The organism is Aquicella siphonis, from assembly GCF_902459485.1.
Taxonomy (GTDB): domain Bacteria; phylum Pseudomonadota; class Gammaproteobacteria; order DSM-16500; family DSM-16500; genus Aquicella; species Aquicella siphonis.
This window is the reverse complement of record NZ_LR699119.1, coordinates 646449-672494: the sequence shown is the minus strand read 5'-3', so window position 1 is coordinate 672494 and position 26046 is coordinate 646449. Positions and strand designations below refer to the sequence as shown.

At 45.2% G+C, this 26046-nt stretch carries 22 protein-coding genes and 1 tRNA gene; 15 read left to right on the top strand and 8 right to left on the bottom strand.

All coding sequences use genetic code 11. The features are described from left to right. Nucleotides 1-90: 90 nt before the first annotated feature. From AQULUS_RS03220 to AQULUS_RS03215, 3 genes are all read left to right on the top strand, one after another. Nucleotides 91-4638: an ankyrin repeat domain-containing protein gene (locus tag AQULUS_RS03220; protein WP_148338599.1), complete on the top strand. Its 4548-nt coding sequence runs from the start codon at nucleotides 91-93 to the stop codon at nucleotides 4636-4638. A 295-nt stretch (nucleotides 4639-4933) separates the two neighbouring features. After that, the gene (locus AQULUS_RS13115; protein ID WP_269472863.1) at nucleotides 4934-5056 is read left to right on the top strand and encodes a hypothetical protein; all 123 of its coding nucleotides are present in this window, start codon (nucleotides 4934-4936) and stop codon (nucleotides 5054-5056) included. Nucleotides 5057-6145: 1089 nt separating this feature from the next. Further along, a complete protein-coding gene (locus tag AQULUS_RS03215; RefSeq protein WP_148338596.1) occupies nucleotides 6146-7057 on the top strand; it encodes a hypothetical protein in 912 nt (303 codons plus the stop codon). Nucleotides 7058-7377: 320 nt separating this feature from the next. On the opposite strand, the gene AQULUS_RS03210 is transcribed toward AQULUS_RS03215, so the two are convergent. Continuing rightward, entirely contained in the window at nucleotides 7378-7740 is a 363-nt protein-coding gene (locus AQULUS_RS03210) for a winged helix-turn-helix transcriptional regulator (protein ID WP_148338594.1), read from the bottom strand. A 114-nt stretch (nucleotides 7741-7854) separates the two neighbouring features. On the opposite strand from AQULUS_RS03210, the gene AQULUS_RS03205 reads away from it, so the two are divergent. Continuing rightward, on the top strand, nucleotides 7855-8307 hold the full coding sequence (locus AQULUS_RS03205) for a nuclear transport factor 2 family protein (RefSeq protein ID WP_148338591.1): 453 nt from the start codon (nucleotides 7855-7857) through the stop codon (nucleotides 8305-8307). Between the two features lie 331 nt (nucleotides 8308-8638). Here AQULUS_RS03205 and AQULUS_RS03200 read toward each other — a convergent pair whose 3' ends face one another. Then, nucleotides 8639-8788, bottom strand: coding sequence for an integrase core domain-containing protein (locus tag AQULUS_RS03200; protein WP_148338588.1), 150 nt, complete (start codon nucleotides 8786-8788; stop codon nucleotides 8639-8641). Nucleotides 8789-8843: 55 nt separating this feature from the next. Next, on the bottom strand, nucleotides 8844-9041 hold the full coding sequence (locus tag AQULUS_RS03195) for a DDE-type integrase/transposase/recombinase (protein ID WP_148338585.1): 198 nt from the start codon (nucleotides 9039-9041) through the stop codon (nucleotides 8844-8846). A gap of 270 nt (nucleotides 9042-9311) precedes the next feature. On the opposite strand from AQULUS_RS03195, the gene AQULUS_RS03190 reads away from it, so the two are divergent. The 3 genes from AQULUS_RS03190 to AQULUS_RS03180 all read left to right on the top strand — a co-directional run bounded on the left by AQULUS_RS03190 (nucleotide 9312) and on the right by AQULUS_RS03180 (nucleotide 11797). Next, nucleotides 9312-10361, top strand: coding sequence for an ankyrin repeat domain-containing protein (locus AQULUS_RS03190; protein ID WP_148338581.1), 1050 nt, complete (start codon nucleotides 9312-9314; stop codon nucleotides 10359-10361). A gap of 106 nt (nucleotides 10362-10467) precedes the next feature. Next, complete coding sequence (locus tag AQULUS_RS03185) at nucleotides 10468-10722, top strand: tyrosine-type recombinase/integrase (protein WP_269472876.1); 255 nt, start codon at nucleotides 10468-10470, stop codon at nucleotides 10720-10722. A 73-nt stretch (nucleotides 10723-10795) separates the two neighbouring features. Then, nucleotides 10796-11797 (top strand): PDDEXK nuclease domain-containing protein, encoded by a 1002-nt coding sequence (locus AQULUS_RS03180; protein WP_232051821.1) that lies wholly within the window; start codon nucleotides 10796-10798, stop codon nucleotides 11795-11797. A gap of 227 nt (nucleotides 11798-12024) precedes the next feature. Here the strand turns inward: AQULUS_RS03180 and AQULUS_RS03175 are convergent. Both AQULUS_RS03175 and AQULUS_RS03170 read right to left on the bottom strand, forming a co-directional pair. Beyond that, a tRNA-Thr gene (locus AQULUS_RS03175) sits at nucleotides 12025-12097 on the bottom strand. A 168-nt stretch (nucleotides 12098-12265) separates the two neighbouring features. Continuing rightward, nucleotides 12266-13144 (bottom strand): LysR family transcriptional regulator, encoded by an 879-nt coding sequence (locus AQULUS_RS03170; protein ID WP_148338576.1) that lies wholly within the window; start codon nucleotides 13142-13144, stop codon nucleotides 12266-12268. 144 nt (nucleotides 13145-13288) lie between these two features. Here AQULUS_RS03170 and AQULUS_RS03165 point away from each other — a divergent pair, with 144 nt between their 5' ends. The 6 genes from AQULUS_RS03165 to coaE all read left to right on the top strand — a co-directional run bounded on the left by AQULUS_RS03165 (nucleotide 13289) and on the right by coaE (nucleotide 19946). Beyond that, a complete protein-coding gene (locus tag AQULUS_RS03165; RefSeq protein ID WP_148338573.1) occupies nucleotides 13289-14959 on the top strand; it encodes a hypothetical protein in 1671 nt (556 codons plus the stop codon). A 239-nt stretch (nucleotides 14960-15198) separates the two neighbouring features. Beyond that, nucleotides 15199-15618 carry a pilin gene (locus AQULUS_RS13110; RefSeq protein WP_148338571.1) on the top strand — a complete coding sequence of 140 codons (420 nt, stop codon included), beginning with the start codon at nucleotides 15199-15201 and terminating at the stop codon, nucleotides 15616-15618. Further along, nucleotides 15611-17323, top strand: coding sequence for a GspE/PulE family protein (locus AQULUS_RS03155; protein WP_148338568.1), 1713 nt, complete (start codon nucleotides 15611-15613; stop codon nucleotides 17321-17323). The genes AQULUS_RS13110 and AQULUS_RS03155 overlap by 8 nt, the downstream gene beginning before the upstream one ends. Before the next feature lie 6 nt (nucleotides 17324-17329). Further along, entirely contained in the window at nucleotides 17330-18421 is a 1092-nt protein-coding gene (locus AQULUS_RS03150; protein ID WP_148338565.1) for a type II secretion system F family protein, read from the top strand. Between the two features lie 2 nt (nucleotides 18422-18423). Continuing rightward, nucleotides 18424-19287, top strand: coding sequence for a prepilin peptidase (locus tag AQULUS_RS03145; protein WP_148338562.1), 864 nt, complete (start codon nucleotides 18424-18426; stop codon nucleotides 19285-19287). A 56-nt stretch (nucleotides 19288-19343) separates the two neighbouring features. Beyond that, nucleotides 19344-19946 (top strand): dephospho-CoA kinase, encoded by a 603-nt coding sequence (gene coaE, locus AQULUS_RS03140; protein ID WP_148338559.1) that lies wholly within the window; start codon nucleotides 19344-19346, stop codon nucleotides 19944-19946. Nucleotides 19947-20054: 108 nt separating this feature from the next. Here the strand turns inward: coaE and AQULUS_RS03135 are convergent, their stop codons facing one another. After that, nucleotides 20055-20462 (bottom strand): hypothetical protein, encoded by a 408-nt coding sequence (locus AQULUS_RS03135; protein WP_148338557.1) that lies wholly within the window; start codon nucleotides 20460-20462, stop codon nucleotides 20055-20057. Between the two features lie 449 nt (nucleotides 20463-20911). Between AQULUS_RS03135 and zapD the strand changes: the two genes are divergently transcribed. Both zapD and AQULUS_RS03125 read left to right on the top strand, forming a co-directional pair. After that, on the top strand, nucleotides 20912-21679 hold the full coding sequence (zapD, locus tag AQULUS_RS03130) for a cell division protein ZapD (protein ID WP_172622711.1): 768 nt from the start codon (nucleotides 20912-20914) through the stop codon (nucleotides 21677-21679). 17 nt (nucleotides 21680-21696) lie between these two features. Then, nucleotides 21697-21894: a DNA gyrase inhibitor YacG gene (locus AQULUS_RS03125; protein WP_148338551.1), complete on the top strand. Its 198-nt coding sequence runs from the start codon at nucleotides 21697-21699 to the stop codon at nucleotides 21892-21894. A gap of 77 nt (nucleotides 21895-21971) precedes the next feature. On the opposite strand, the gene AQULUS_RS03120 is transcribed toward AQULUS_RS03125, so the two are convergent. Then, nucleotides 21972-23336 (bottom strand): hypothetical protein, encoded by a 1365-nt coding sequence (locus tag AQULUS_RS03120; RefSeq protein ID WP_148338548.1) that lies wholly within the window; start codon nucleotides 23334-23336, stop codon nucleotides 21972-21974. Nucleotides 23337-23422: 86 nt separating this feature from the next. Beyond that, entirely contained in the window at nucleotides 23423-26017 is a 2595-nt protein-coding gene (locus tag AQULUS_RS03115; RefSeq protein ID WP_148338545.1) for a hypothetical protein, read from the bottom strand. Nucleotides 26018-26046 lie beyond the last annotated feature (29 nt).

Here is a 26046-nt window from a genome sequence, read left to right as displayed (position 1 = left end):
CCTTAATAACAATAAATATTTTCTTAAGAAAATATAACTATAATTATTATCAAATTGTTAGTATTTTTCACAAAACGGGAAATCTCATCTATGAACAGCAGACAATTTCTTGATTTAGCAGAAGCGATCAAAAGCAAACAATTCGAGAGATGCTTGGAAATTATTACTCAGAATCCTGAAGTGCTCGATCAGGTTTCCCGTACCAACGAGATTTGCGCTGATGCTATTTCACGGGCGAATTCAAATTTAGAGGTAAAGCGAGGCCAGATTACAGGCACCGGCTTGACTCCCCTGCATTTGGCAGTCATATCTGGAAATATACCAATTATTCAATTATTACTGGTAAAAAGACCTGATCTGGTAGATAAAATTCCTATCGAAGAAGGGAACAACATCCAGCTAACGCCTCTGGAATTAGCGTTCTATTTTGAAGACGAAGTCTTGATCTCATTATTATTTGAAAATGGAGCCGATATAAAACTCGTACAAAATCATTTCAAATCTATAGGTGAAGAAGAAAAATTTGAACAAAGTCTCTTATCCTTTAAAAACACACAACTTGCTGAAAAAATTCGTCAAAAATTGAAACCCGCAAGCAATGTGGATGACGAGCAAATTCAACCAAAAGAAGTCAGACAGATGCTCATTGACGCCTATACTCAGGCGTTATGGGACAATTTAATAAGTAAAACTAATGGGGTTGTTGGCAATATTAGACCTAATGTCGTCCGCTCTCTATATGAGGAATTGGCGGCCAAAATTAAATATGATTTTAAGCAAGATCGTGAAAAAGAAAAATTATTTGCAGAAACAGTTATTGATGAGGAAGTCATAAGAAATATTCTTATAAATATAACAAATAATTTAAAAAACGATAAGATTGATTTAAAAATCCTTGGACATACTAGAACATGGTTCACTAGCACCGGAAAAGAGCCATTCAAGCTGCTACTAAATGCCGCCAAGGCATGGCCCGATGTTTTTGAGGAAATAAAACCTACTCCTGTTGATAACAAGACTGTCACTGAAAATCAGTCTCAACCAAAACAAGATGCCGTGACTACGCGTGAATCTCAAACACAATTAGAAAATAATGACGAAGATCTTCTTGGCTTTGGCAATACTCAAGAAGCACATAACATCGGGGTTGATACTCCACCCATACCAACAGGTACACCGGTCATAGAAAGTCGTTTTAAACGCGAAAGTCGATTACAACCTGACGACGTATATTATGCTGCATGCGGTATCTTTAATGAGCATCAATTTACTTGTATTGATGCCATTACAGGTGATGGATATCCTAAAGAACTCGCAAAGATATACCGCAGGTCAGATGATGGTATGCTTTATATTATGTATTATCCCGGCAAGGATAATCATCATCCAACAACGCTTGAAAACCTGGCACAACCATTAGACCATATTATGCAAAAGGCTAATGATGCTATTGCTAAAAAATATGGAACACTTGCCTTAAACAATGCAAAAAAAATATTCGTCCTAGCGGAAAGCAATACGTATTTTGGTGTTTCTATCCGACATTATATAAAAGGCGATTTGACTGATGGAACACTAACGACAGTAGACTCCATCAACAGGAGTTATGACGAATCGTATGTCACTCAATCAAAACATCTGACACATACTAAAAGAAAAACAGTCAAAACTGGTTATCAAAATATGATTTTGGATAATTGGACTTGCGGATATCATTCACTTGAAGCCATTGAAAGAGATATCATGGGACAGGCCGCGCCAAAAGAATTCAAAGTCACCGATGATGTGATAACCAAACACGATAGATATTACAAATCAGGATTTAATACAGTTGTTGTTTCAACTTCTTCTTTGCAAGAAAACACGGAAACATCTATTTTAATGAAGGGCGCAGAAGAAGAGTCAGCCCAACAACGTGACACTTCGCCTGACGCTGCCTATAACGCTGACGAGATAAATGCGTGCATTGAATCTTACGAATTATCACGGTATCCGGAATTTCTCATCCAACCCGACTCCATCAAAGAGAAAAATGGCGGGTATGACGCATTTTCGTTAGTCACTCAGAATGAGGACAGCATTTTCGGCGATGACAATTTTTTCTTGCGAATATTGCTCCATTATATAAGAAATCAGATCAGCAAGGGCAAGAATATCAATCAATTACGCATTGCGATTCCACTTCATTTTGGCAGCGAAGGCTCCGGGCATTACGTACCCTTTGGCATTCAGCTGGATGATATTAATTCTGAAATTGCCAATAAAATACACTCGCACTTAATGGACAACCAGGAAAAAATTGATCAAATACTCGCAAATGATCCTTTTAAAAATTTATTACGTCAGATATATGGAAGCGTGACTGCTCATTTCTTCGATTCAACAGTTTTATCCTATCTTGATGAAAGCAGAGACTCAGACCGAAAATGGAAGTTCATTGCCGCATTAAACAAAAGCTTTACTAGCGTTAAGATGATACAGAGCACACCAATACAACAAACTGATGGCACATACAAACAAGGAACAGATGAAGAAAATGCAGGCAATGGATGCGGCCCCATTACAGTTGAACACAGCGTATCGTTCTTATACACTGGCGAACCAGTTACCCTGTCAGAAAATGATATTCATACCAGGGCACAATATATCGCTGAAGCTCGGCAAAGACAAGCTAAACAGCTTCAGGAATATAGACGACGCACTGAAGTGACAGCAGAAAGAGCCGATTTGCATAACGATGATCAACCTAGTTCATTTTACGTGGAAGCTACATCCTCCCCCGATGTCAAATCGGGTGAGAATAGCAGCCAATTACCTGCATATATCCCGATAAATTCAGATGATTTTATTGAGATTTCGCCTAATGAGCGCACGTCAGCTCCTCACATGCAGACGTTAAATACTACTGGGCGTCCGACGAATGATCAGAGTGAATTTTTTCCAGACTGGATAGAAAACGATATAGAAAGAGAAAGAATTTGCATTCTAAACCTTGATGATAAAGAACGCTTGGCAATTTCCAGCAAATATCAACAAGATATTTTTACCGGCCCTGCAGATTTAATCATGCAAGGCAATCCAAATATTAGAGCCGAAACAATAGCAAAAGCAACCATCTATAAAAACAGAGAAAATGAGATTTTTGCTGACTGTGTTGTTGATGCCGTCAATTTAAGCGTTATCCCAAAAGGAATCCAAGAATCTACTCATTCCGACTTGACTAAAATAAGACAAACACATGTGTCAGGAAAAATATTATTTCGATACAAGTGGGAAAACGATAATTGGCATATCCAATTCACAGGTACCACTGATGTCAGATTAAAGAAATTGTTATTAGGCCAATATCCTGAACTCGATAAAATTCGAGCCTTACAGAGAGAAGTGGATCAAATTGACCCGATTAAAAGCGATTTAACCAAGAAAAAAAATAAATCAGAAAAGCATCAAGGTTATTTAACCGAACATATAACAAGACAGAACCAATTAAAAGCGGAATTAAATAACCTCACAGAAGAATTTATTCATAAGGTAGCAGTAACTATTCCCATTCCTGTCAGTGGAAAAATTGGCAGCAACGCGGATGATTGTTTTATTACGGTAAATGACCTTGAACGATCCTTACGCCGATTTGTCCGAGATGGAAATTTAGAAATTGTTCCCAGAGAACAAAATGGAACCATTACATTAAAAATCTATACAACTGGTATCATTAGCTTGTTTGAAGATATGGGTCTTAAAAAATTACGCGACGCAAATAATCACTCGTATTATGAGGTTACCATAGACAGAAACACAGCCAAACAAAACACAGATGCCAAAGAACATTTGTTCGGCCTACGAATTCGAGTCAATGGTGAATCAAAATCAATTGATGTTTCCCATCTGTTTACCAAAGAACAGATCCAGCATTTTAGAGCGCGAGCCAGAGCAAAGACTGATAGAGCCCATTCTCAAGCAACTGTATCAACACCAACAACTGAGACACAATCAACATCAGTCGGAACGCAACCTGTTTCTTCCGGAACAAAAGATCCTGTGCTGACTGCGATACGGAAGGTTAATCATTATCTCAAAAGACGTGCTGGCGTTACCTCAGGATTATTTGCTTCAATCACTGGGTATTATAACGGCAGCGATTACTATAAGCGAAGAACAAGCTGGAAAAAGATATTAAAAAAGATCAACGCTCATATTAATGATCTTAATAATCCGAATCCCGATCTTCAGTCGCGCAAAAAATTATTGAATTTCATTCTCAGTGAAGCCAATAAATTTGATCAGGGATTTTTTGGCCTTTTTCAAAGTAATTATTATACAGCTTTGATAAATTTGCACGCAGCTATTTCTCAAAACCGGGATTATGATTTCAAAGCAATTGCCGCGCCCATTGCTACATATTGTCAAATCTATGATGAAATGGATATGTACAAAAGCGCAGCGAAGAAATATGTAGATAATTATTCCGCATTCTTTACTTCTAGCAAGGAAAAGAAAGGTAAAATAAGAGCTGATCTTGAACGAGAATTATATGACGCGCATTATGACACGCTCAGCGAAGAAGACAAAAAAGATTTTATGGATAGCAAGACAGAGCACATGTCTGAATACGATAATATGCGACGTTTTGACTATTAAAGGCTCTTATAGGCTTCGGAACCTTGAAAACTCTCGGCTTCGGATTAGAGTACTGTGCTCATAGGTGAGCACCCCTGAAATGGGGGAAGACCACATTTAGCTAATTGATTTTACTACATCTGTTGGCGCGCAGACCCGAACTACGGACCTACTGATTATGAATAGTCTATTTTCCCGTCCTGCACTCCATATGCACTCCTGACTACTGAACCCCTGAGCCGATTAGGACTGATAATCGGCTTCAGCGCGGAATGAATCAAGAAACAATTCGAGCGCAGGACACGACAAAGAGGAGATGCGCAGGAATGATATCAAGGAATATTTGTTTCAATCTGCCGATAAATTACGTGGAGACGACCCGTTTTTAAACGAATCGGCAGACTTGGAAATGCGGCGCTTCTGTGATTACGATGTGTAATGGAAAATATGATAGGCCTAGCATTGAAATTTATGAGTTTATACAGAAAGAAATGGAAGCGGGTCATGCCATGACTGTGACTACACACGAGAGTATTGAGAATAAATATCAGGGTATTTATGGCAAACATGCTTATGCTGTTACAAACGTTCATATCGATGATCTAGGCAATCGATATATCATCTGCATAATCCCTGGAGGAATACATCGCGGCAGACTTCCTGGGATCCTAAAAGGTTTGGTCTGGTGAAATGTAAATCTGATGATGCAGAATCAGTGATTGAACTGGCTGAGTTCATAAAAATCATTTCCAATGTATCATACCAGGACGTTTCACACTTGATACGAGAAATGAGTAAGCATGACCGCACGCAGTATTGTAGTGCATTCGAGGGATGTGCAAAACAACGACCCGTGAGCGCAGCGTCCATGTTTATTCGAGTACAAGTTTAACGTGCAATGGAAGCTCCTGCATCAGTCGCTGTCCTGACAGCTACCGCTGCTGCAGCGGCGCCGAAAACAACGGATACAAATATAGCGTCAACCGGCATTCGACCGACAAGCAGTGGTGTTTTCTGATGTTGAAAGATCCAATGACATGGACACTGGGGTTGTTCAGCACGCCGTATTATTCCACTTTCATTATACTGAGCCGCATTTTTTCTGAGAAAAATCCACCTGCAAATCACATCATCAGTATTGATACCTAAGGATGGCGGAGCGCCGCATTACATTAATTCTTATTACACCCATCGACTTAATGTTTGGCGCAGCGCGCAAACATCGAGATAGAGATAGCCGTGAATAAAAGTCCGTCGGGGTCAAGACCTGGTGTAGGCTGCCATTATGGCTAGAATTCTTCACAAAATGACGTCGCTTGGCATGCCAAAATCAGTAAAAGTCAGCTTGGAGAAATAAAGTTAGCGGGCAAATCACTCATAGTTTCATAGGGTTGATTTGCGCAAAAACGCCGTGAATTATCAACAGACCTGATTGAATTAACTACGAATTTTTCACCTTCATCCCTCCTTTTTGTTTTAACAACTATACTTAAATCAAAGAGCAAAATAACGAGGGTGGAGGTGGGTTATGGTTTCTCCTGAAGAGTGGAATGAAGCAGTAAAAATTCTTGCTGGAGCTTTATCGATTATTAAAGAAGAGATTGGAAATTATAATTATGGAGTCATGGGAAGTGGTGCTTATGTCTTACATGGCATCAAGTATGATAATCCAAGGGATTATCCAGATGATATTGATATTGCGACGACCCATCCACGAACAACACTGGAAACACTAGAGAGTCTACACGAATCAGGTGAAATCACTCTAAAAGAAGAGCCTGATAGTGGAGCTTCAGTGAAAAGATATAAGGTTACAATTAATACCGAAAAACCCTTTACTGTTAATGTTGATCTCATTCACGCAGAGGAATTTGGGATAGATTCGTCTATCTTAGAAACTAAAAATGACATACAAACGACTTCACTAATAGAAACTCTAAAATCAATTTATCACCGGCCTGAACACAGAGTTAAAGATCTCATCGCATTTAGAGATTTAATCAAAAATAATATGGATACATTGCAACCTTTAGTAAATTCGCCGCAATTTAAAAAAATGTTCGAACATAATATTAACTTCAGAAATGCAGTTAAAATGATGGTAGATATATTTGCCAATCCAGGAAAGTCGAAAAATGATGAATACGTTGATAGAGCTGTCGCAAGCTTATTGCCCAGCTTAACAAGCGAAGCAAAAAAAATATGGGATACAGAAATTTTACTAAAACAAAAAGAACCTCATCTGGCAAAAAATCCGCAATCATTATTTGATCATCATGCTCAAAAGAGTCAAGCTCCGGCTCCAAAAGGGCCGCCTTCTGCGGCGGAAAGACGACAAGCGCGACAAGCTCGACTGGAGCGACAAAAAATTGAAGAAGAGCAACGAAAAGCAGGCAAGGTGGAGCCTGGTAAGAGCGAGACAAAAAAGATGGGTTATTAGGGTCTGTTGACAACTTGTTAAAGAACCGGAGCGTCGGCGTTGTGGTGTAACTTGCAGCATATTATGCTTACACGAATTGACTGATGATCTTTGCTAAAGATGCTACGGAAATGCACTTATTTTTTAATAAGCTGCCGCTTGAGCGATAGATTTCAAACATGCAAGTGGCTGCCGGATTTGTTTGATCAGAAGCATTGAGCCGCGCCTGGCTTCTTCATGATCTGCGCGTCATTCCCGTGCCAGATCAAATCGCAGGACGATTTAAGGTTGACTCTTCCGTGATGATTGTAATAAGGCACCAGCGGGTGCATTACGAATTTTTAAAACTTTGAGTCATATTTCGCTTGCGATTGCAAAATATCTTTCACATTTGTCTCTGCCCATGTACGAATTGCTTCAACAACTCTAATTAAGCTTTTCCCCAATTTCGTTAATGTATATTCAACTTTTGGCGGTACGGTTGCATATATTTTACGGACAATTATCCCGTCTCGCTCTAAGCCTTTTAGTGTTTGCGTTAACATTTTTTGCGTTATGCCTGGAACAGATCGTTTAAGTTCATTAAAACGTAATGTACCACTCGACAATTGGCCTATAATTAATACAGTCCACTTATCAGCGATACGATCCAAGATTAATCGAGTAGGACAATTTGCATTATAAATATTTGGTATTTTCTTCATTATATAAGTTTCCAAATAGTAACTATACAACAATTAGGTGCCTACTTGCGAATATATACTTATCTAACTATAGTTGTAAATCTTTTAATATCAACGAAAACCCATGGAGATAATATGAAAAAAATCAAACTAGCAACTATTTGCGTCGTGACCGCACTGATGACAAGCACATCTTTTGCATCAAGTTATCAGAAATTACAGCACAACAAAGAAGTTGTCACAGCTTTTTATGAAGCAGCCATCAATAACAAGGATTTTTCTGCAGCAGAAAAGTATATGGGGTCTTATTATAAACAGCATAATCCTATGGCAGAAGATGGCAAAGAGGGATTTAAGAAATTTATTGACTATCTGCGAAATACTTATCCAAATTCACACAGTGAAATTAAACGCATCATGGCAGAGGGTGATTATGTCATATTGCATGTACACTCTATTAAAGTACCTGATGCCAGGGGACAGGCAATTGTTGATATTTTTAGATTAGAAAATGAAAAAATTGTTGAACACTGGGATGTTATACAAGATGTGCCTGAAAAATCAGCAAACGAGAATGGGATGTTTTGATTAAGCGAGATAACAAGAAAAACCTGCCGATTTGGCAGGTTTTTATACGGAGGCGAGTCTGTAAAAATTTCTGTGTAACTACCCACACCATTAAACGGTGACTCTGTCACCGAACTCGATCAGAAACCGATTCATCGCTGGCTTCCAGTTGTGAATCGGCATGGTCCATTTCCGGGAAATCCGTTCAATCGCCAAATAAAGCATATATTTTTTTAAGTGGTGGCTGCACAAGTGAGCATGTTGTAGTTCCCTCTCTCACCCCGGAACGCTATAATAACTGCGCATTAGAATCATTATAAGTACCTGTTGTAGTTCGGTAAGCCTTCCGTTTTTAGTGCACCACGCCAGTAGGCATTCGCAATTTCTCATTGAATTGCAATGGGGTCAAGTTGCCCAGTGCTTCGTGAGGCTTTTTGCTGTTGTAATTGATCAACCATTCATCAGTGATAGATTGAATATGGTCAACGTTCGATATAGCCATTCCGTGCTGGTTTGCCAGGTTGAATGAATTTGATTTTCACGCCGTTGCTTGCAGCTCAATTCGACATGACACACGAGATATTTTCCGGACCATTATCAACCCGTAGTTCACATGGATAACCACGTCTTTCGGCGATTTCATCCAGAAATTCGGTGACACGCTCAGCGGGCAGGGAAAAGCCAGCCCTAATACCTAATGCTTCACGGTTAAAATCATCAATCACATTTACTGTACGAAATCGTCTGCCATCCATCAGTGCATCTTATGCGTGCATATATTATATACAAAACAGCAGAATACAAGCAGGAACTCGTTAAAGCAAGTTGTTGATTTAGATCAATTTTTCCATGATGGAACCTTGGTAGGGTCCAATAGCTGAGAATTTTGGCCAAAGTCCAGTTCTACAGAGTTGTAAAAATGACACTTGAAAATTTGAAGCCACTTATAAATCTTATTTAATACTCAATTAAGGCAAAGTGGATATAATTAAGCCAAATATTGATAATACAACGAGTGTAAAGCCGTGTTTAGACCCAATTTACTAACTCTTCCAATTGAAACTGTGATGCACATTTACTCTTATTTAAACATAGAGTCACAAAGCGCAAGCGCATTGGTATGTACAGATCTTTACAATATGACTGCCTCCAATCATCGTTTTTGGAGAAAAGCAATAGTTGAGCACTTCCCTCACCACCAAGAAGAAGTCACTCATCTTGAACAAGCACTTCAATTGAAAAGTGATGATAACAACAATGATGATGATAGTGATCCCGCTCCTTGGTATCAGCTTTTCTGCAAAATCTACAAAGCGGAATACCTTAATTTAACAAAAAATCAACGCGAAACGTTTTCTTTAATCAAAGCAGGTCAACCTTATGATCATCGCACACTGCTAACATTGGATCAAATCACAATGGTTCGTGATATGTCAGGTATGAGCATGTTAGATTGGGCGATCAAAAAACGCAATCAAGTATTTTTAAATTATGTTTATCAAGTGGCAATCAAAGAACTATCTCAACAATCAAATCCACAAGCATTACTTAAATATGCTGCATTATGCAATCAATCATTCAATATTATTGAAGAACTCATTGCAAACGGTGCACAACTAAATCATTTTTATAAATTCAAAAAAGATGAACGCTACACAGCCCTACAAATCGCCACATACTACAATAATCTGGATGCAATAAATGGTCTCTTAAAAAATGGCGCTAGTGTTGATATCAGAGACAGAAAAGCTAGCGTTGCACAGACAGCTCTGCACATTGCTACTGAAAAGGGCCACTATGAAGCAATGGATGCACTTTTAACACATGGTGCAGATGCTAATAAACCGAGCAAACACCATGTACACTCCAGCGCTTTACATATTGCAGCTTATTATGATGATAGCAAAGCGATTGAAATACTGCTTAGATCTGATGCAAGCATCACTAGGCAAAATCGCAATGGCGACACAGCACTTCAGCTTGCACAAAAATATAACAATGAAACAGCTTGCAAAGCATTAGGTGGCAATCTGGATAATGTGCAAGATATCTATAATTATCAAATGAATAGTTAATTATGCAATCAATTTATTTCTTATGAGTAATAACCGTTGGGAACATGTTTGCTTCATAATAAATGAATTCAATATTACTAAATCCAGCGACTTCTGATGGACCCACATCCTTGAGGCAGCTGAAATTACCAACTTTCGCTGGCATGACATGCGGCATCATTTTGCCTCCAGACTGGTCATGGCGGGTGTCGATCTCAACACCGTGCGCGAACTGCTGGGACACTCGGAAATGACCATGACATTGCGTTATGCGCATTTGGCACCGGAGCATAAGGCGAAGGCGGTGGAGAAGCTGGTAGCGGCTGCAGTTAATACGCGAATTGAGGCTAGAGAACAAACAACGGAAATTGAACCCAATTGAATAAGGAGTGAGTGTTTTGTTAAAGGAAACCAGCCTGGATCATATTATCATAGACCCGGATTATCGGGATTTTTTGTCCGAAATCAAAAAGCGTTATCAGACAGCACAATTAAAAGCCGCCCATGCCGTTAACAAGGAACTAATCCATTTCTACTGGCAGCTTGGAACTGACATCATCGAAAAACAGGCCAATGCCGCCTGGGGGAGCAAATTCCTTGACCAGCTTTCCCGAGATTTGCAGTCATCCTTTCAAGGTGCCAAGGGTTTTTCAGTCAGAAACCTTAAATATATGCGAAAGTTTGCCGAAACGTATCCGCAATTGACAATTGGGCAACAGGCTGTTGCCCAATTGCCCTGGGGGCATATCGTTGTCCTAATTGAGAAAATAAAAGATCCGGAAGCAAGGGAATGGTATGCGCATAACACCCTCAAAAACGCTATCTCCCGGAATATCCTGATTATGCAGATTGAGCAGGACTTGTACAGCAGACAGGCAAAACCAGAGTCAAAAGTCTCCAACTTCAAAAACATCTTACCCAAACCCCAATCAGATCTAGCCACGCAGATGCTCAAAAATCCTTACAATTTCGACTTTCTTACTATTGGATCAGAAGCACGAGAACGAGAAATTGAATCCGCCCTCACCCAGCATATCTCCAAATTCCTCCGGGAACTTGGAGTAGGCTTTGCATTCATGGGCAGCCAATACAAACTGACAGTTGATGGAGATGATTATTTTCTCGATATGCTTTTTTATCACACCAAATTGCATTGCCATGTGATCATAGAATTAAAAGCGACAGAATTCAAACCGGAATATACCGGGAAACTGAATTTCTACCTTTCAGCAGTAGATGATTTATTAAAATCACCACAAGACAATCCCACCATTGGCCTGTTACTCTGCAAGACCCGAAAGAAATTCAAAGCTGAATATGCGTTGAGAAATATTACCAGTCCAATCGGAATTTCAGAGTATGAGCTAATAAAGGAATTACCGGAAAAGTTGGCTACCAGTCTGCCAACTATTGAGGAGATTGAAGCTGAGCTGAGTGAAGATGTAGCAGTTAACTAGCTACTATTATTCACAGGAGGTATGACTATCTACTCTTTCATTTGGCACCCGAAAACATGGAACTCAGCTTGCCTTTTTAAGATCAGGCTATAAACTGGATAAAAAAGGGGGCATCATTCATTACGGTGGATTACGATAGACCGGTTTTGCACTCCATATGCACTCCAGTGCTTTTTAGCGGGATGGGAATTGAGGGATTTACGACTGTAACTACTTGATTCTACACCTGCCGGCGCGCAGACTCGAACTGCGGGCCTACTGATTACGAATCAGTTGCTCTACCACCTGAGCTACGCCGGCATGGTCATGAAAATGCAGGCGAGAGTATAAAGAAAAATATCCTCTACTGCCAGAGAAATGGCAGTCTGCTATCGTTCATTTTTTGTCCTTTCTGGCGGGTATTTCATTTTGTCCTAAAACCCGTCTCTTGCTTGCAAGTCAATATTTATACATCTTTTGGTTTCGTTCTCACTCCTTGTAATCGATTTTCGGGACAATGAAATCAATAAACGAGCGCAGCTTGGGTTCCAGATATTTGCTTTGCTGATAATAGAGATACAGGTTGACGCTGAGCTGAAATGTATTGGGGAACAGCATGACCAGCCTGCCCTTGCGTATTTCTTCCTCGGCAAAAAACAGGGGCAGTTTGACGATGCCGGCACCGGTTACCGCACTGGTGAGCAGGGAAGTCATGTTGTTGACGACCAACGCGGGATTTAAGTAAATTTCAATATTGTTTTTGAATTTCAGGCTTTCATCCGGCAGCCTGAAACTGTGCGTGATATAGATATGCTGATTCAACTCATTGGGCAAAACGGGTTCGCCAAACTTTTTCAGGTACGCGGGTGATGCGCACAAAATTACACGAGAGGTAATCACCCTGCGCTGCACCAGGTGTGGAATATCCAGCGGAGGCGCGCCCACCAGCAAGTCATAATCCCGGTTCAGGTTGTCGATGTGCTCTATCAGCTGCAAGACGATCTTGACCTTGGGATAGGCGCGCATGAATTCATGCAAATGCGGCACAATATATTTTTCGCCGAAATAAACCGTACTGTAAATCTTCAATTCCCCTGAAGGTTCCTTGCGTATGGATGACATGGCATTTTCGACTTCTTCCAGCTTTTCAATAATGGGTTTGCAATGCTGGTAAAAAGCCTTGCCGCTGTCGGTTAATGTCAGGTAACGAGTCGTACGCCGGAACAACTGCAAGCCCAGCTGTTCTTCCAGCGCATTGATCTGTTTCATGACTGCCACGTTGCTAATCCCCATGGCTTTCCCTGCTTTGGCGAAATTACCCAATTCCACCACATTGATAAATGTATATATGTGACTGATCTTCTGCATGATTATTAACCTGTCGTTAGCTATGAAGTAATTATAGCACACATTATCAATATCAGGTTTTTGTATTATTCTGGATATAAATGGAACAGAAGAATAAGGAGTATAAATAAATTCAAATACTTACAATTAACGAGGAGTCACATCATGCAAAGCAGAGAATATGATAACACACAAACCAACCTGGAAACGGCCAGCAGCTCAGCCATAACCGCACAAGCCGCTTATGGATCGGTCATTTTCGGCATGTTTACCAGCCAGAATCTGATAGCCGCCTTGTTAAACGGCATAGGGCCCATGATTCTCGCACCCATTTCACTAAGCATTGCCTTGACCAAAGCAAGTCTGTCACTGGCCCGGTTAATCAAAAGCCGTAACCGCAATGCCGGTCTGGTCGGCGGTTTTCTTGTCGATTTACTGGTATCAATGATAGTCGGCACTTCCGCCATCGGAAGCCTCGCATTTTCCACTGTCATGGGTGCCATGGTTCCTTTGTTCATCCTGGCGACCCTGTCCATAAACACCCTCTATAACCTTGGAAAAGCCGGCATCAATCTGTTCCAATGGCTGCGCACAACTGAACCGCAAAGCCGCGCCCGCTTCAAGGCAGACACGATCAAGCACGCTATCAGTTCATTGATCAGCCTGGGCATTACGGTTCCCGTCGCCCTTGTAGTTATATTTAAAATCGCGCCGGTTGCCCTCGCCATTACCGCATCCACAGTCAGCGCGATCGGATTCACGCTGGGATTGACAGGCACCATAGCCAACCATATCCGCTCAAAACGTGCTGCCGCTCAGCAATTCATAGAAATGGAAACCTTTCCAACCACAAGCACACAAGAAATCAACGAGGAATTGAGAGCCAGGTATTCCATGAGGAAAACCCAGGTAATCAATCCTGATCCGCTGGAAGAACAAGCCGTATTCAACACACCCAAGGCAAATACCACACACAAATGGAATTATAATTATCAAAAGAACAGAATCGGCCGCGCTCATGAAAAACACCTTGACCTCGATACGACCAAGGATTATCTCTTCAAAGAAGGCGCGAAAAAAATCCGCTATCTGGATCAGATGCTGCGCAGCCGCTCCATTCTCGATCGAATCCAGTCATCAAAACGGCTTGCGAAATTGATCGTTATCAGTGACTGGTGCGCCTTGATGCTGAATGCAACGGAACGTGGCTTGCTGCTGGCGATAGAAGAGACCAATCTCTCGCCAGAACAACGCGCCATACGTGACGCCGTAAACCGGCTGGCCGCAGAAAGAATCACTAATCACATTCAGCTGCAGGCATCAAACCGTTATCAAAATCTTTTGAAAGACGCATGCCAGTCCTTCTTCAAAAATATAGGCGACACCGAAGACTTCATACGCAGCGCGGAATCCTACTTCCACGGCAGGGAAGCAAACGAAAGACTTGCGCAAGCTCAGACTCAGGCAAACCCCGTGATGGTTGACATGGATATGGAGGAATCCTTACCGCCAGTCGCGAGCCTGTCAACAGCCCAGTCTGCTGCAAATACCAGCCAGCCAGCGACGCAGGCGGCAGTGAGCGAGGCAGCCAGTCTATCTGAATTTGAGATCCGCACAGCGGCAGCTGCAACGTCAGAACCGGTTGATGCCGTTACAGAAAATACGAAAGCCTTGAAAGCAGCCTTGAATGCGCAAATCCGGTTATTCAAAGCTGCACGAAAAGCAGGCGTACATCATCAGCTCGTTCAGCCGAATTCTGAAAGTAATTCTTCACTATCGGTATCTCATGGCGAAGAATCTCCATCAGTTTTGCCTCAACCCGCCAGAGTCAGCTGATCAATCATTACCAGTGTCCTCGTTTATTCAGGCGCCGCGAGGCGCCTTTTTTTTGCCACCTCCTTGCGTGTGTATCGTGTGTGTCTGGATGAAAAAAACAGGTTGCGGTTATTTTGCCTGTCAGGCTATAGTGGATGTTCTGCTTTTCATCGTTCACTCCCTTTCCTCTCTTTGCAAATCCGCGCGCACGCGCGTCTCGCCTCATGGAACTCATATTCTCCATACAAAAGGAATTTTTTATGCGTCACTCACTTAATGCTCACGGTTTTAATTCTCATGGTTTTTCATTGATTGAACTGATGATTGTCGTAACTATCATCGCCATTCTGGCCGCTGTTGCCATTCCCTCTTATCAAAACTATACGCAGCGCGCGCGTTTCGCGGAAATCATCAGTCTCGCGGAAGTGTTTAAAACTGCCGTCGCACTGGCGCTGCAACAAGGCGTTTCAGCGTCCGACCTCTCCAATGGAAGTTACGGCATTCCCGCTCAGCCCAAACATACCCGCAATCTCGCCAGCCTCAAGGTCGATCACGGCATCATTACCGCGACAGGAACCGAACTCGTCAATCACGCCACTTATATTTTAAAGCCCGGCACTGACGGCAGCCAGTGGACAGTCAGCGGGACATGCTTGAAAAGCGGGCTGTGTCATGACTGATTCCCTCTCCCATCAGGATTGGTCTGAGGCTTCTCTCATCGGATTAATCGCCTATTTTGTGCGTGACGGCCTGCTGGACGTGTCTGCGGCTTCTTCCGCACTGGAAGAAGCCGCGCGCCAGAATATCCCCCTTATCACTTATCTGGTACGTTCCGGACGGATTTCCAGCGAAGCGATTCTGGCCAGCTGCGCGAAACATTTCACCTGGCCAGTCTATGATTTGACTGATTACGATTCTGTCTTGCTGGATAATTCACGACTGAATGCCGAAGTGATTCATCGCTACCGGGTCCTTCCCCTGCGGCAGGATGAACACTCCCTGGATCTGGGACTGACCGATCCCACCCGGCATGCTGTCATTTCCATGCTGGGCTTTCACACGGGTCTTCGCATCTATCCCATGCTGGTCTCGGAAGCGCTGCTGGATAAAATCCTGAAAGCGCATGCGCGCGCTCCGCGATTTCGCACACAGCTGGAATCCGCGCTGGCAAAAATACCGCCCGTGGAAGAACAGTCCGGCGCGTATGAAATCCACGAACAGGATGCAGATGACGGGCCGGTCAGCGAATTTGTGACCAGCCTCATTTCCGATGCAATTGAAAAACGGGTTTCTGATATTCATATCGAGCCGTTCATGCAGAATTGCCGCATCCGTTTCCGGCGTGACGGATTGCTGTATGAAGCCGCTGCCGCACCCGCGCATTTCGCCGCACGCATGATCACCCGCCTGAAACTGATTTCACACCTCAATATCGCGGAACGGCGGCTGCCGCAGGACGGCCGCCTGCGCTTCCCGCCTTATCCGCATATTGATGTGCGCGTCAGCACTTGCCCCACGCTCCGCGGCGAAAAGATGGTCATGCGCATACTGGATACCGCCGGCGGCAAAAAGAATCTGGACACACTGGGATTAACCAGCCAGCAGCAGCTGCTGCTGACCGCCAGCCTCGATCAACCCCAGGGACTGATTCTTGTGACTGGCCCGACAGGAAGCGGAAAAACCAGCACTTTATATGCGGCGCTGCATTATCTGAACCGCATGGAAAAAAATATATCTTCCGTGGAAGATCCGGTCGAAATTGAAATGCCGGGAATCAATCAGATCAATGTGAATCCTCGCGTAGGGCTGGATTTTGTCACCGTGTTACGTTCTCTGCTGCGCCAGGATCCGGACATTCTCATGATAGGGGAAATCCGCGATCTCCAGACTGCCGCTATCGCCGTGCAAGCTGCTCAGACCGGCCATCTGGTGTTATCCACATTGCATACTAACAGTGCCGTGGAAACCATTATGCGCCTGCAAGGCATGGGGATCGCGCCTTATCATTTTATCAGTTCAGTCTCACTGATCATCGCCCAGCGCCTGGTACGCAAACTGTGTGATCACTGCAAAAAAACCGTCCGCACAGGGAATCGCCACTCGCAACCGGCCGCGGATTGCGAGTCCGGCGGCTGCGATGCCTGTCATCAGGGTTATCAGGGACGCACCGGGATTTTTGAATGTCTCCCGATCACGAAAAGCCTGGCGTCACTCATTCTCTCGGGTGTTTCCGCCATGGAATTGACGGCGGCAGTCCGCAGGGAAAAATGGATGACGCTGCGGGAAGCGGGGCTGGAAAAAATCCACGCTGGCATCACCACTCGCGCTGAATTGGCGCGAGCCATCAGATGTGATGATCCCGCTCTCACCATCCAGGCGGGGTAGCACATCATGAATTTCAAACGCTTTCCTGATGCCGGCATCGGATTTTCACGACATGGCGGCAGGATCACGGCACGGGAGAATGCCGTGTTCCTGCGCCAGCTGGCGGCCCTGTTGACAGCCGGCATTCCCATTATCCTCTGCTGTGAAATCCTGGAACAAAGCCAGACCCGGCCTGTGATGCGCGCACTGATTTTTTCCATCCGGCGTGAATTGCTGGCTGGAAGGGATTTTTATCACAGTCTGCGCTGCCAGCAAGGCGTGTTTGATGAATTAACCTGCCAGATGGTCAAGATAGGTGAACACACGGGCCGTTTGGATTCGCTGTTATGCCGGGTAGCCGATGAAAAGGAAAAAGCCTTGGCGCTGCAGACGCAGATCCGTCAGACACTGTTTTATCCCGGTATCATCATGGTAACAGCGTTGCTGGTGACACTGGGCATGTTTTTGGTAGTCATTCCCCGGTTCGCGGAATTATTCGCCGGGTCGCAAGCCGCGCTTCCGCTGCTCACGCGCGGGATTTTTTACCTTTCCTCAAGTCTGCGTCAGCACGGATTCATACTGTTATTATCCGCACCGTGCGTCGCGCTGGCTCTGGTTCTGATTCCCCATCCAGCCTGTGCAGCATTCAAAAACGCAGTCTGGCAGCGCTTGCTGCGCCTGCCCCTGGTGCATAAGGAAATCAGGCAACTTCTGCTGGTACGTTTCACACGCAATCTTTCCATCACTCTGTCCGCGGGCCTGTCACTTTCCGAGGGGTTAAGACTGGCGCTTTATTCAAATCAGCATGCCGAATTCGCCCGTTCGCTGGCACAGCTGCGCGGCTGTATTCATTCCGGCCTGCAATTACATCAAGCCATGCGGGCATGCCCCGGCTTCCCGGAAGTACTGGTGCAAATGGTAAAAATCGGTGAAGAATCCGGAACGCCGGAGCAAATGCTGGCCAGGGCGGCGGATTTCTTTGAAGCCGGGATACAGCGGCGCATCAGCCGGCTCTGCCTGCTGCTGGAACCCTTGATTATGCTGGTGCTTGGTGTTTTAATCGGTGGATTGGTCATTGGCATGTATTTACCCATTTTCAAATTAGGAAACGTATTATAATCATGGACATTTTGCAGTTCTTTGCAGCCAATCCTGATATATTCCTGATCGTGACAGCCTTTTTTTCCCTTTTTATCGGCAGCTTTCTGAATGTGGTCATTTACCGCCTGCCGCGCATGATGGAACAAAACTGGAGCGAGGAATGCCGTATCTATCTGGGTCTCAAGCCGCATACCGATATTGAGAAGCTGAACCTGTACCTGCCTTTTTCTCACTGCCCACGCTGCAAAAAAGTCATTCGTCCGTGGCATAATATTCCCATACTCAGCTATCTTTGGCTGCGCGGAAAATGTGCTTACTGCAAGGCCCAGATTTCACAACGCTATCCCTTGGTGGAAGGGCTCACCTGTGTAGTCTCTGTTTACGTCGCCTGGAAATTTGGCGTGACCTGGCAGACCGCCGCCGCTCTGTTGTTCACCTGGCTTTGCATCTGCCTCACTTTTATCGATCTTGATTATCACCTGCTGCCTGACCAACTGACCCTGTTCTTGTTATGGGCCGGATTGTTTTGCAGCCTGTTTGGTCTTTTCACTGACAGTCATGATGCCATCATAGGCGCCATTGCCGGATATATGATCTTTGCCGCCATACAAATCGTGTTTGGCTGGATCACACACAAGACCGGCATGGGCCAGGGTGATTATAAATTTCTTGCCGCTCTAGGCGCTTATCTGGGCTGGCAAATGCTGCCTCTCATCATCCTGCTGGCTTCCATCAGCGGAGTCATCTTCACCCTGACTTACATGGCGATCAAAAAACATTTCAAGAGCACGCCGCTCCCCTTCGGGCCATATCTTGCTGTCGCAGGCTGGGTAGCGCTGCTTTGGGGAGATGAGATCATGAAGTATTATTTACAAGTGATATGATATTTTGCATTGACGGTTCATTGGAATAGCCATTAGCAACCTATGGGAATCAGTTCATGCTAGTAGTGGGATTAACCGGAGGAATTGGGTCAGGCAAAACGACTGTGGCCAATCTGTTTGCCGAACGCGGTGTTCCCGTCATAGACGCGGACATCGTGGCGCGTGAAATCACCACACCTGACAAACCGGCATTCGCGAAAATCGTGAAGCATTTTGGCGATGACGTTGTAATGCCAGGCGGCACCCTGAACCGCTCCAGATTACGCAGCATCATTTTTGCCGATAAGCGTGAGCGTTTATGGCTGGAAAACCTGTTACATCCCTTGATACGCGATGAAATGCGCAAACAATTGTCCGCTCTCTCCGTGCCTTATTGCATCGCAGTCATACCGCTCTTGCTGGAAGTGGAATTTTATTCTTTTATCAACCGCATCCTGGTGATCGACGCTCCGGAATCCGCGCAAGTCGACCGCGTCCTGTCCCGCGACCGTTCTTCCCGTTCAGAAATCGAAGCCATACTCAAATCCCAGGCCAGCCGTCATGACCGCCGGGCGAAAGCACATGATGTGATCGTCAATGACGGAGTGATTGCAGATCTGGCTCCGCAAATTGAAAAACTGCACGCAATGTATACGCAGCTGGGGCGGGAAAAAAACTGACGTTTCTGCCGGTTATCCTTTCCGGATTCCACAGCAAACTTCTCGCAGCGCAGCCTCAGATTAGCCAGGATGGAAGAAACGGCGTTCTCCATCCTGACTGACTGTTAACTAAAGACAGGATCGTTTCGTTTTATATTCATCAGGCGTGCAAAATACCACAGTGTTAGACTTCCAGCTGTAGGCAATCCCCTTGCTGACATAGCCATGCACCGTGACAGCCTGTTTTTCAATATCTATGCCAAAGAATGCGCTGTGATTATTACTGTCTTCAACACGGATATAAGCTTCCTTGTTCAAATCCAGCACCCTGCTTTCAGCCTGGGCTTGAGTTGAGAGAGTGAAAGTCGCGGGAAAATCCGGTAGCACATCCGGATTAATGCCTACTGTAAATGTCAACGATCGATCAAAATGATTTACAATAATCAAATCATTTGCATTTTTGGCATTAACCGATAAAGGCGCTAAAGCGACAAGCCCCGCGAGCAGTATTCCAATGTGATTGCGGCATTTTTTCATGACAACATCCTCTTTGAGTTATTATTAATGGAAAAGCCATCGATTATAGACAGCAAAATGAAAGAAAAACCAGCCGGTATTTCACTTTTTTCCACCGCCGCAGTCATTCAGTATGAGGATAGTGTGGATGGCCGCACTCACTGTGCGTGGTTGCGGTGATGGATTCCCGCTTATGCGGGAATGACGAGAGGGGTGAACAATCCTTCGAGACAGACACTGACGTGCCCTCCTCAGGCCTGTCCTGAGCTTGTCGAAGGAGCGATCGGATTGAGTATTTCCCGTTCGTGGTGAGGAGCCGCGCAAGCGGCGTCTCGAACCATGAAACACGTTATCATTGCTGCTTAGGCGTAAAGCGTAAAAAATATGTGAAATCCGGATAGAATCCTTGTCTATTTTCAAATCAAATCATGTTATCATGTGGCTCGGGTACCCTGATGCAGCCTAGTGACATGAAAGAGACGATTATTTATGATCATCCGCTAAACGAAGTCATTCGCGTGTGTCTTCGGTTAGAGCAATTATTTGAACAAATCGATCATCAATTGAGTGATATGTCGATTTTTGGCACGCGCAGTCTGGTCAACCTGATTATCAATGTCTTGCACATCCTGGATCGGCCTGACCTCAAGGCCAAACTGGCAAAAGAATTAAGCATACTGCTGGCCAACCTGCAACGCTATGGCCACCTTCCCGGCATAGATGAACAGAAATTCAGGCAATTGACCCGCCAGCTGGATGAATTGTCCCGCAGCCTGATTGACAGCAGCGGCAAGATAGGCCAGCGCCTCCGGGACATTGAATTACTGAATAACCTGCGCATGCACCTCGCCAGCCCGGGCGGCGGATGCAGTTTTGATATACCCATCTATCATTACTGGCTTCAGCAGTCCGTGAGTGTACGCAAGCAGACTTTGCTGGAATGGCTGAGTGATTTCACGCAAATCAGAACCGCGTGTGAACTGGTGCTGCAGCTGGTTCGCAATAACGCGAGAGTGGAAGACAAGACGGCCATACACGGCTTCCATCAGGAATTGCTGGACCCGCAATCAAATCTGCGCATGATACGCATAGGAATACAACACGAAATCCCCGCCTACCCGGAAGTCAGCATCGGAAGGCATTTTTTTAGCGTACGGTTTTATTCGCCGCATGTTGAAAAGCGGCCGACCCAGTACACGGACAACCTGGCATTTACAGTGGAGTATTGTAATTCCTGAATCCGGGATACACCGCCATGACTATAGAAAAAAAAGATATTGTCTGCCCAACGTGTGGGAAAAAGGGAACCTGGACCCAGGAAAACAAGTTCCGTCCTTTTTGCTCCGATCGCTGCAAACTCATGGACCTGGGAGACTGGGCGGACGAAAAGCACCGGGTGCCTGGAGAACCCGTAGACCTTCATGAATTGCCGGACGACAAGCAGGATGAATAAACAGGCCTGAAAAACTCCGGCGCGTATTTCAGAGTCCGAAGAACCTGACGGGATTCATTCCGCACTCCACAGCAGCTTTAGTACGTGAATTTGCTATAGTCATCTTGCGGCGGGGAGGCATCCAGCAGACGACTCACTCCAGCCTGCGCAGCCGTCGACACCGTCACTTCCCGCTGCATGTCGCGGCTGCCAAACAGGGTCGCCGAATGCGGAACAGGAGATACCAGGAAATCGTCGGCAAGCGCGGGCGTATCACTGGTCAGTTTGCGCTGACGTCTGAATTCATCAAAATCCATGTCGCTGACAGAATCAATCGATGGGTGCGTATCTTCGTCATAGCCTGATAATACTGCGATCTTCAAAACATTTTCATAAAAATTCATATCCGTTTCACCCGTTCCTTGCACGGCGACAATTTTTTCATCGCTTAATCCGTCTATGTCATTCGTCCTGATGTGTTTATTGCGCGGCAAATTACCAGAATACGGCCAGAATTCCATTACAATATTTTTAGGCATGAGGTCAGGGTTAGCCTTGAACGCCTTCATCAGCGCCATGTAAATATCTTCCCGATCTTCGAAAAACGCGAGCGTGATTTTATCCTTGGGGTACTGTCTCGCAAGATGATGCAGCATGGCATAAACCAGGGAAAACTTTTTCTGATCGAAAATATAATCATGGTGTTTTTCTTCTTCCTCCCGCTGATGAGAGGGATTGAAAAGCACATCCAGGATCAGCTTGAAACTGACTCCGGGATCGAGTTCTCCGTAGAGATCAGCCAGCAGAAACATATCCAGCACACACTTCACACCGCTTGTGCCGGCGGAGAGCAAGTCATTGATTTTATCCCGCAGCGTTATCATCATGGGAAAGAAAGACCCGCTGGCGTTTTCTTCGTTATTAAAATCATCCAAGGCCTTGGACTGTCGGTTGGATCCACACAGCAAAACCAGCAGATCAAATTGCTCTGCCGTCACACGCGCAGCCAATTCAGTTAAAAATGGTTTATTGGCGCACAATACCATTTGATCCAGCACTTTTTGCCCCAACGGACCCATATGGCTGAGATATTTTCGATAAGCAGTTTTGGCATCGAGTAAAATGGTATCCCTGTCGGAAGAATCCAGCGTTGACGGATCGCGAAAACCCAGCAGCTTTAATATCTTCTCCATCAGCAACGGTACAGGTTCCAGGCCTTGCACTTGCACTGGACTGCCGTTCTGATAAGACGTGGCTTGTTCAAGCTCTCTGAGTAATTCAGTCAGTTTTTCATCGATAATACGCTGGTTCTGCCGGTAACTTTCCGGGTCGCGGCCATACTTGAACAGAAATTCCTGATAATTGGCGATAATGTGCAATTGCAGCCATTCAGCAAGCGGGTTAAATACGCACCCGTCTGCGTCAGTCAAAGCCACAAGAATTTTTTTTTCTCTAGCCAGCATAACAAGACCTTAGCCAATATGATTGGGCAGACAAACATCCGTGCGCCCTGTGCAACACACAGGGCAGCATCAGATATGTTCAAGGATTAAAAATAATAATTTCTCGCGAAGGGGTTGCCGACATGCATCCCTTGTCTCTGGCCTTCTTGCGACGGATCCTGCGATGAATCTGACGACCGGGCCGCAATCGCGATCGGTTTGCTGGGCTTGATTTCTCCTGTCAATCCATACAAATCGTCTATGTTCATCGAGTTTGCATCCGCCGCCTCGGCCAACTGTGCCAGCATCTGTTTTAAAACTCTTGATTCCACTCTTTTCAAGACAGTTTTCAAACGCTCATGCACAGTAGGCATGGATGGCTTGCTGGCAGTCACATTCGGAACAGTGACCGGCTTGGTAGACCCCGTGAACAACGATCCCCAGAATGGCGTGGTTTTATCCTGAACAGGTACCGTTGCCACTGACATGGCGCTCGCCTCGTCGGACGCATGTATCTTGCTCAGATTATTCTTGTCCAGCATTTTCACCATCAAATGCTTGAACCGGTCTGCAAAGCGGTATTGCAGCTGTCTGATCATGTCCGCGGTTTCAGACGGCAGTTGCCGTGTAATATTTTCAGGAATATCGCGCACGATATCCAGAGTCTCCCGGGTGTTGCCTTGCAAATCCCTGCCCAGCTGATGCAGCTGTCGGGTGAACTCTTCATCGCCCAGCAATTTGGCGAACTCGACATTTTCACGGACTGCCCGGCAAAAACCAGCCAGCTGGGGATCGAGCAATTCAAACAGACAGGGTTTCATCTGCGCGATAAATTCCCGCAGGGAAAGCCCGTCATTTTTGAGCAGCGACTGCGCTTCCACAAGATATTCCTGGTAATCGCGCACCCATTTGGTCTGGGCTTTCTTCACCGCGATATTGTTGGCATACTCCATTTTCTGCGCTTCCAGGCTGGCAATGGATCTCGCAATCACAACTGTTTTTTCCGCCCGCGTTCCTTCTTCCATCTGCCCGTCTCTTTGCACACGCTCCAGCTCATCTCTCAATAACAAAATCTGTTGCTCAAGAATCTTTATGGATTCTTCATCTGAACGATAATCCAGATGTTCCGGCGTAATGCCGTCCAGAATATCCAGCTGATCGCGCAGCGCGAACCGTATCTGATCCAGCAGTTTGCTTTCACAATCCTTGAGATTGCGCATGACACCGTAAGTATCAAACTGAGCCGTGCCCTGAGGAAGCTGGTTCGCAACCAGACGCAAATAGCTGTCACGCGTAGTGGTTGGATTCATTCCCTGGATCATGGCAGCCAAATCACCGCGCAATTCCCGATTGCCATTCAGTTCCATTTCATCCTTCACCTGGCGCTGCAATTTCGGAATAGCGAATTCAATGCGGTCATTCAGCAACCTGATATCGACTTTTTCACCCCGCAGCAAGGCGTCAAAATCAGCGGCGATCAATTCCAGGACCATATTCAGCAGCAAATATCTTGGCACCTGAACATGAGAATCCCGGCTGGCGTCCACCACCCCGACAATATCGCTTTCCAGGGCGGTCGACTTGCCTTGCGATTTCTTCTTTACCTTGACGGTGGGATCATCACCCCAGGTCAGGAAAAGAGCATCCAGCTCGTCTTTCGACATCTTGGCGACAATCTGGGTGACGAAGCCGCCTTCATGCTGGGCGATTTCATGAAATTCCCGGATAAAGTCACGTCCCGCATCGGCGAGCACCGCATCATTCCTGTAATAAGTCTGATACGACGCCACGGCAAGATAACATCTCAAGAACGCCTTTTTATCCACCGGTTGGGAAGGTTTCAGGCCAAAAATACGGTCCAGTCTTTCGCGCGCCCGCTGGCCGCGCAAATCCGTCAATCCAATGAGGTCTTGCTTTGCCTTCCTTGACAGCTCTTTGTAATCATCGCGAATACGTTCTTTCAGAAAATAGTGTACCGCCTCTGCTTCTTCGCGATCAGTCGGGTTTTGACCATACCCGGCCATATCCACCGCGATTTGCGCGTGCACAGTCAAGGTAGTAGTCAGCTCATGCAGGAACTTGCTGCGCCATTTATCCAGATTCTCTTCCGTCAGCGCGCGGGGATCTTCACCGGTAAACGTCGCTTCGATTTTTTCCCACAGACTTAATTCGCCCGTGCGCAGAAATTCCATCTGGGTTTCATATTTTTTCAGGATTTTTTTGTAATCATCCTCAAAGTGATCGTATACCAGTTTCCTCTTGGCGTCGTATATCGCCTTGCGCAACTCGGCATCGTCTTTCACACCATCCGGCAGCACAGATTCCAGATCATCCAGATAGCGTTTGGTTTCCTTGATGGATTTCTCTTTTGCGATTTCTGATTTCAACGCTGAAATGACGGCTTTACGCGCCGCGCCCAGCGCATCGGTATACATCGCATTGGCTTGAGTAATGAATTTGAGCCTGTGCTTCAACGCTTCTCGCTTTTCCTTGCCGGGTGAAGCCTGGGCCAGGCCGGCCAGGTCGACAAGCAGGGATTCTTTCAGTTCTGCCAGTTTTTCACGGGCCGTGACTTGTAAAAACTTCTGCTGTACGCCCGATAACTGTTTGAGCAATTCTATCAATGGATTGCTCAGCTCGGTATTGGGCTTGTCCAGCCAGAGAACCGCGGCGATGAAATGTTCAACATCAAGCGTGGTCATTTGACTCGCAGCAGTATCATCCAGGAGCT

Bases quoted from the DNA above. Each gene is read 5' to 3' on its own strand.
- AQULUS_RS03215 (WP_148338596.1), top strand. From the start codon at position 6,146: ATGGTTTCTCCTGAAGAGTGGAATGAAGCAGTAAAAATTCTTGCTGGA.
- AQULUS_RS03195 (WP_148338585.1), bottom strand. From the start codon at position 9,041: ATGGATGGCAGACGATTTCGTACAGTAAATGTGATTGATGATTTTAAC.
- AQULUS_RS03115 (WP_148338545.1), bottom strand. From the start codon at position 26,017: ATGACCACGCTTGATGTTGAACATTTCATCGCCGCGGTTCTCTGGCTG.
- coaE (WP_148338559.1), top strand. From the start codon at position 19,344: ATGCTAGTAGTGGGATTAACCGGAGGAATTGGGTCAGGCAAAACGACT.
- AQULUS_RS03150 (WP_148338565.1), top strand. From the start codon at position 17,330: ATGAATTTCAAACGCTTTCCTGATGCCGGCATCGGATTTTCACGACAT.
- zapD (WP_172622711.1), top strand. From the start codon at position 20,912: ATGAAAGAGACGATTATTTATGATCATCCGCTAAACGAAGTCATTCGC.
- AQULUS_RS03170 (WP_148338576.1), bottom strand. From the start codon at position 13,144: ATGCAGAAGATCAGTCACATATATACATTTATCAATGTGGTGGAATTG.
- AQULUS_RS13115 (WP_269472863.1), top strand. From the start codon at position 4,934: ATGCGCAGGAATGATATCAAGGAATATTTGTTTCAATCTGCCGATAAA.
- AQULUS_RS03200 (WP_148338588.1), bottom strand. From the start codon at position 8,788: ATGGCTATATCGAACGTTGACCATATTCAATCTATCACTGATGAATGG.
- AQULUS_RS03125 (WP_148338551.1), top strand. From the start codon at position 21,697: ATGACTATAGAAAAAAAAGATATTGTCTGCCCAACGTGTGGGAAAAAG.
- AQULUS_RS03210 (WP_148338594.1), bottom strand. From the start codon at position 7,740: ATGAAGAAAATACCAAATATTTATAATGCAAATTGTCCTACTCGATTA.
- AQULUS_RS03165 (WP_148338573.1), top strand. From the start codon at position 13,289: ATGCAAAGCAGAGAATATGATAACACACAAACCAACCTGGAAACGGCC.
- AQULUS_RS03135 (WP_148338557.1), bottom strand. From the start codon at position 20,462: ATGAAAAAATGCCGCAATCACATTGGAATACTGCTCGCGGGGCTTGTC.
- AQULUS_RS03220 (WP_148338599.1), top strand. From the start codon at position 91: ATGAACAGCAGACAATTTCTTGATTTAGCAGAAGCGATCAAAAGCAAA.
- AQULUS_RS03205 (WP_148338591.1), top strand. From the start codon at position 7,855: ATGAAAAAAATCAAACTAGCAACTATTTGCGTCGTGACCGCACTGATG.
- AQULUS_RS03145 (WP_148338562.1), top strand. From the start codon at position 18,424: ATGGACATTTTGCAGTTCTTTGCAGCCAATCCTGATATATTCCTGATC.
- AQULUS_RS03120 (WP_148338548.1), bottom strand. From the start codon at position 23,336: ATGCTGGCTAGAGAAAAAAAAATTCTTGTGGCTTTGACTGACGCAGAC.
- AQULUS_RS03155 (WP_148338568.1), top strand. From the start codon at position 15,611: ATGACTGATTCCCTCTCCCATCAGGATTGGTCTGAGGCTTCTCTCATC.
- AQULUS_RS13110 (WP_148338571.1), top strand. From the start codon at position 15,199: ATGCGTCACTCACTTAATGCTCACGGTTTTAATTCTCATGGTTTTTCA.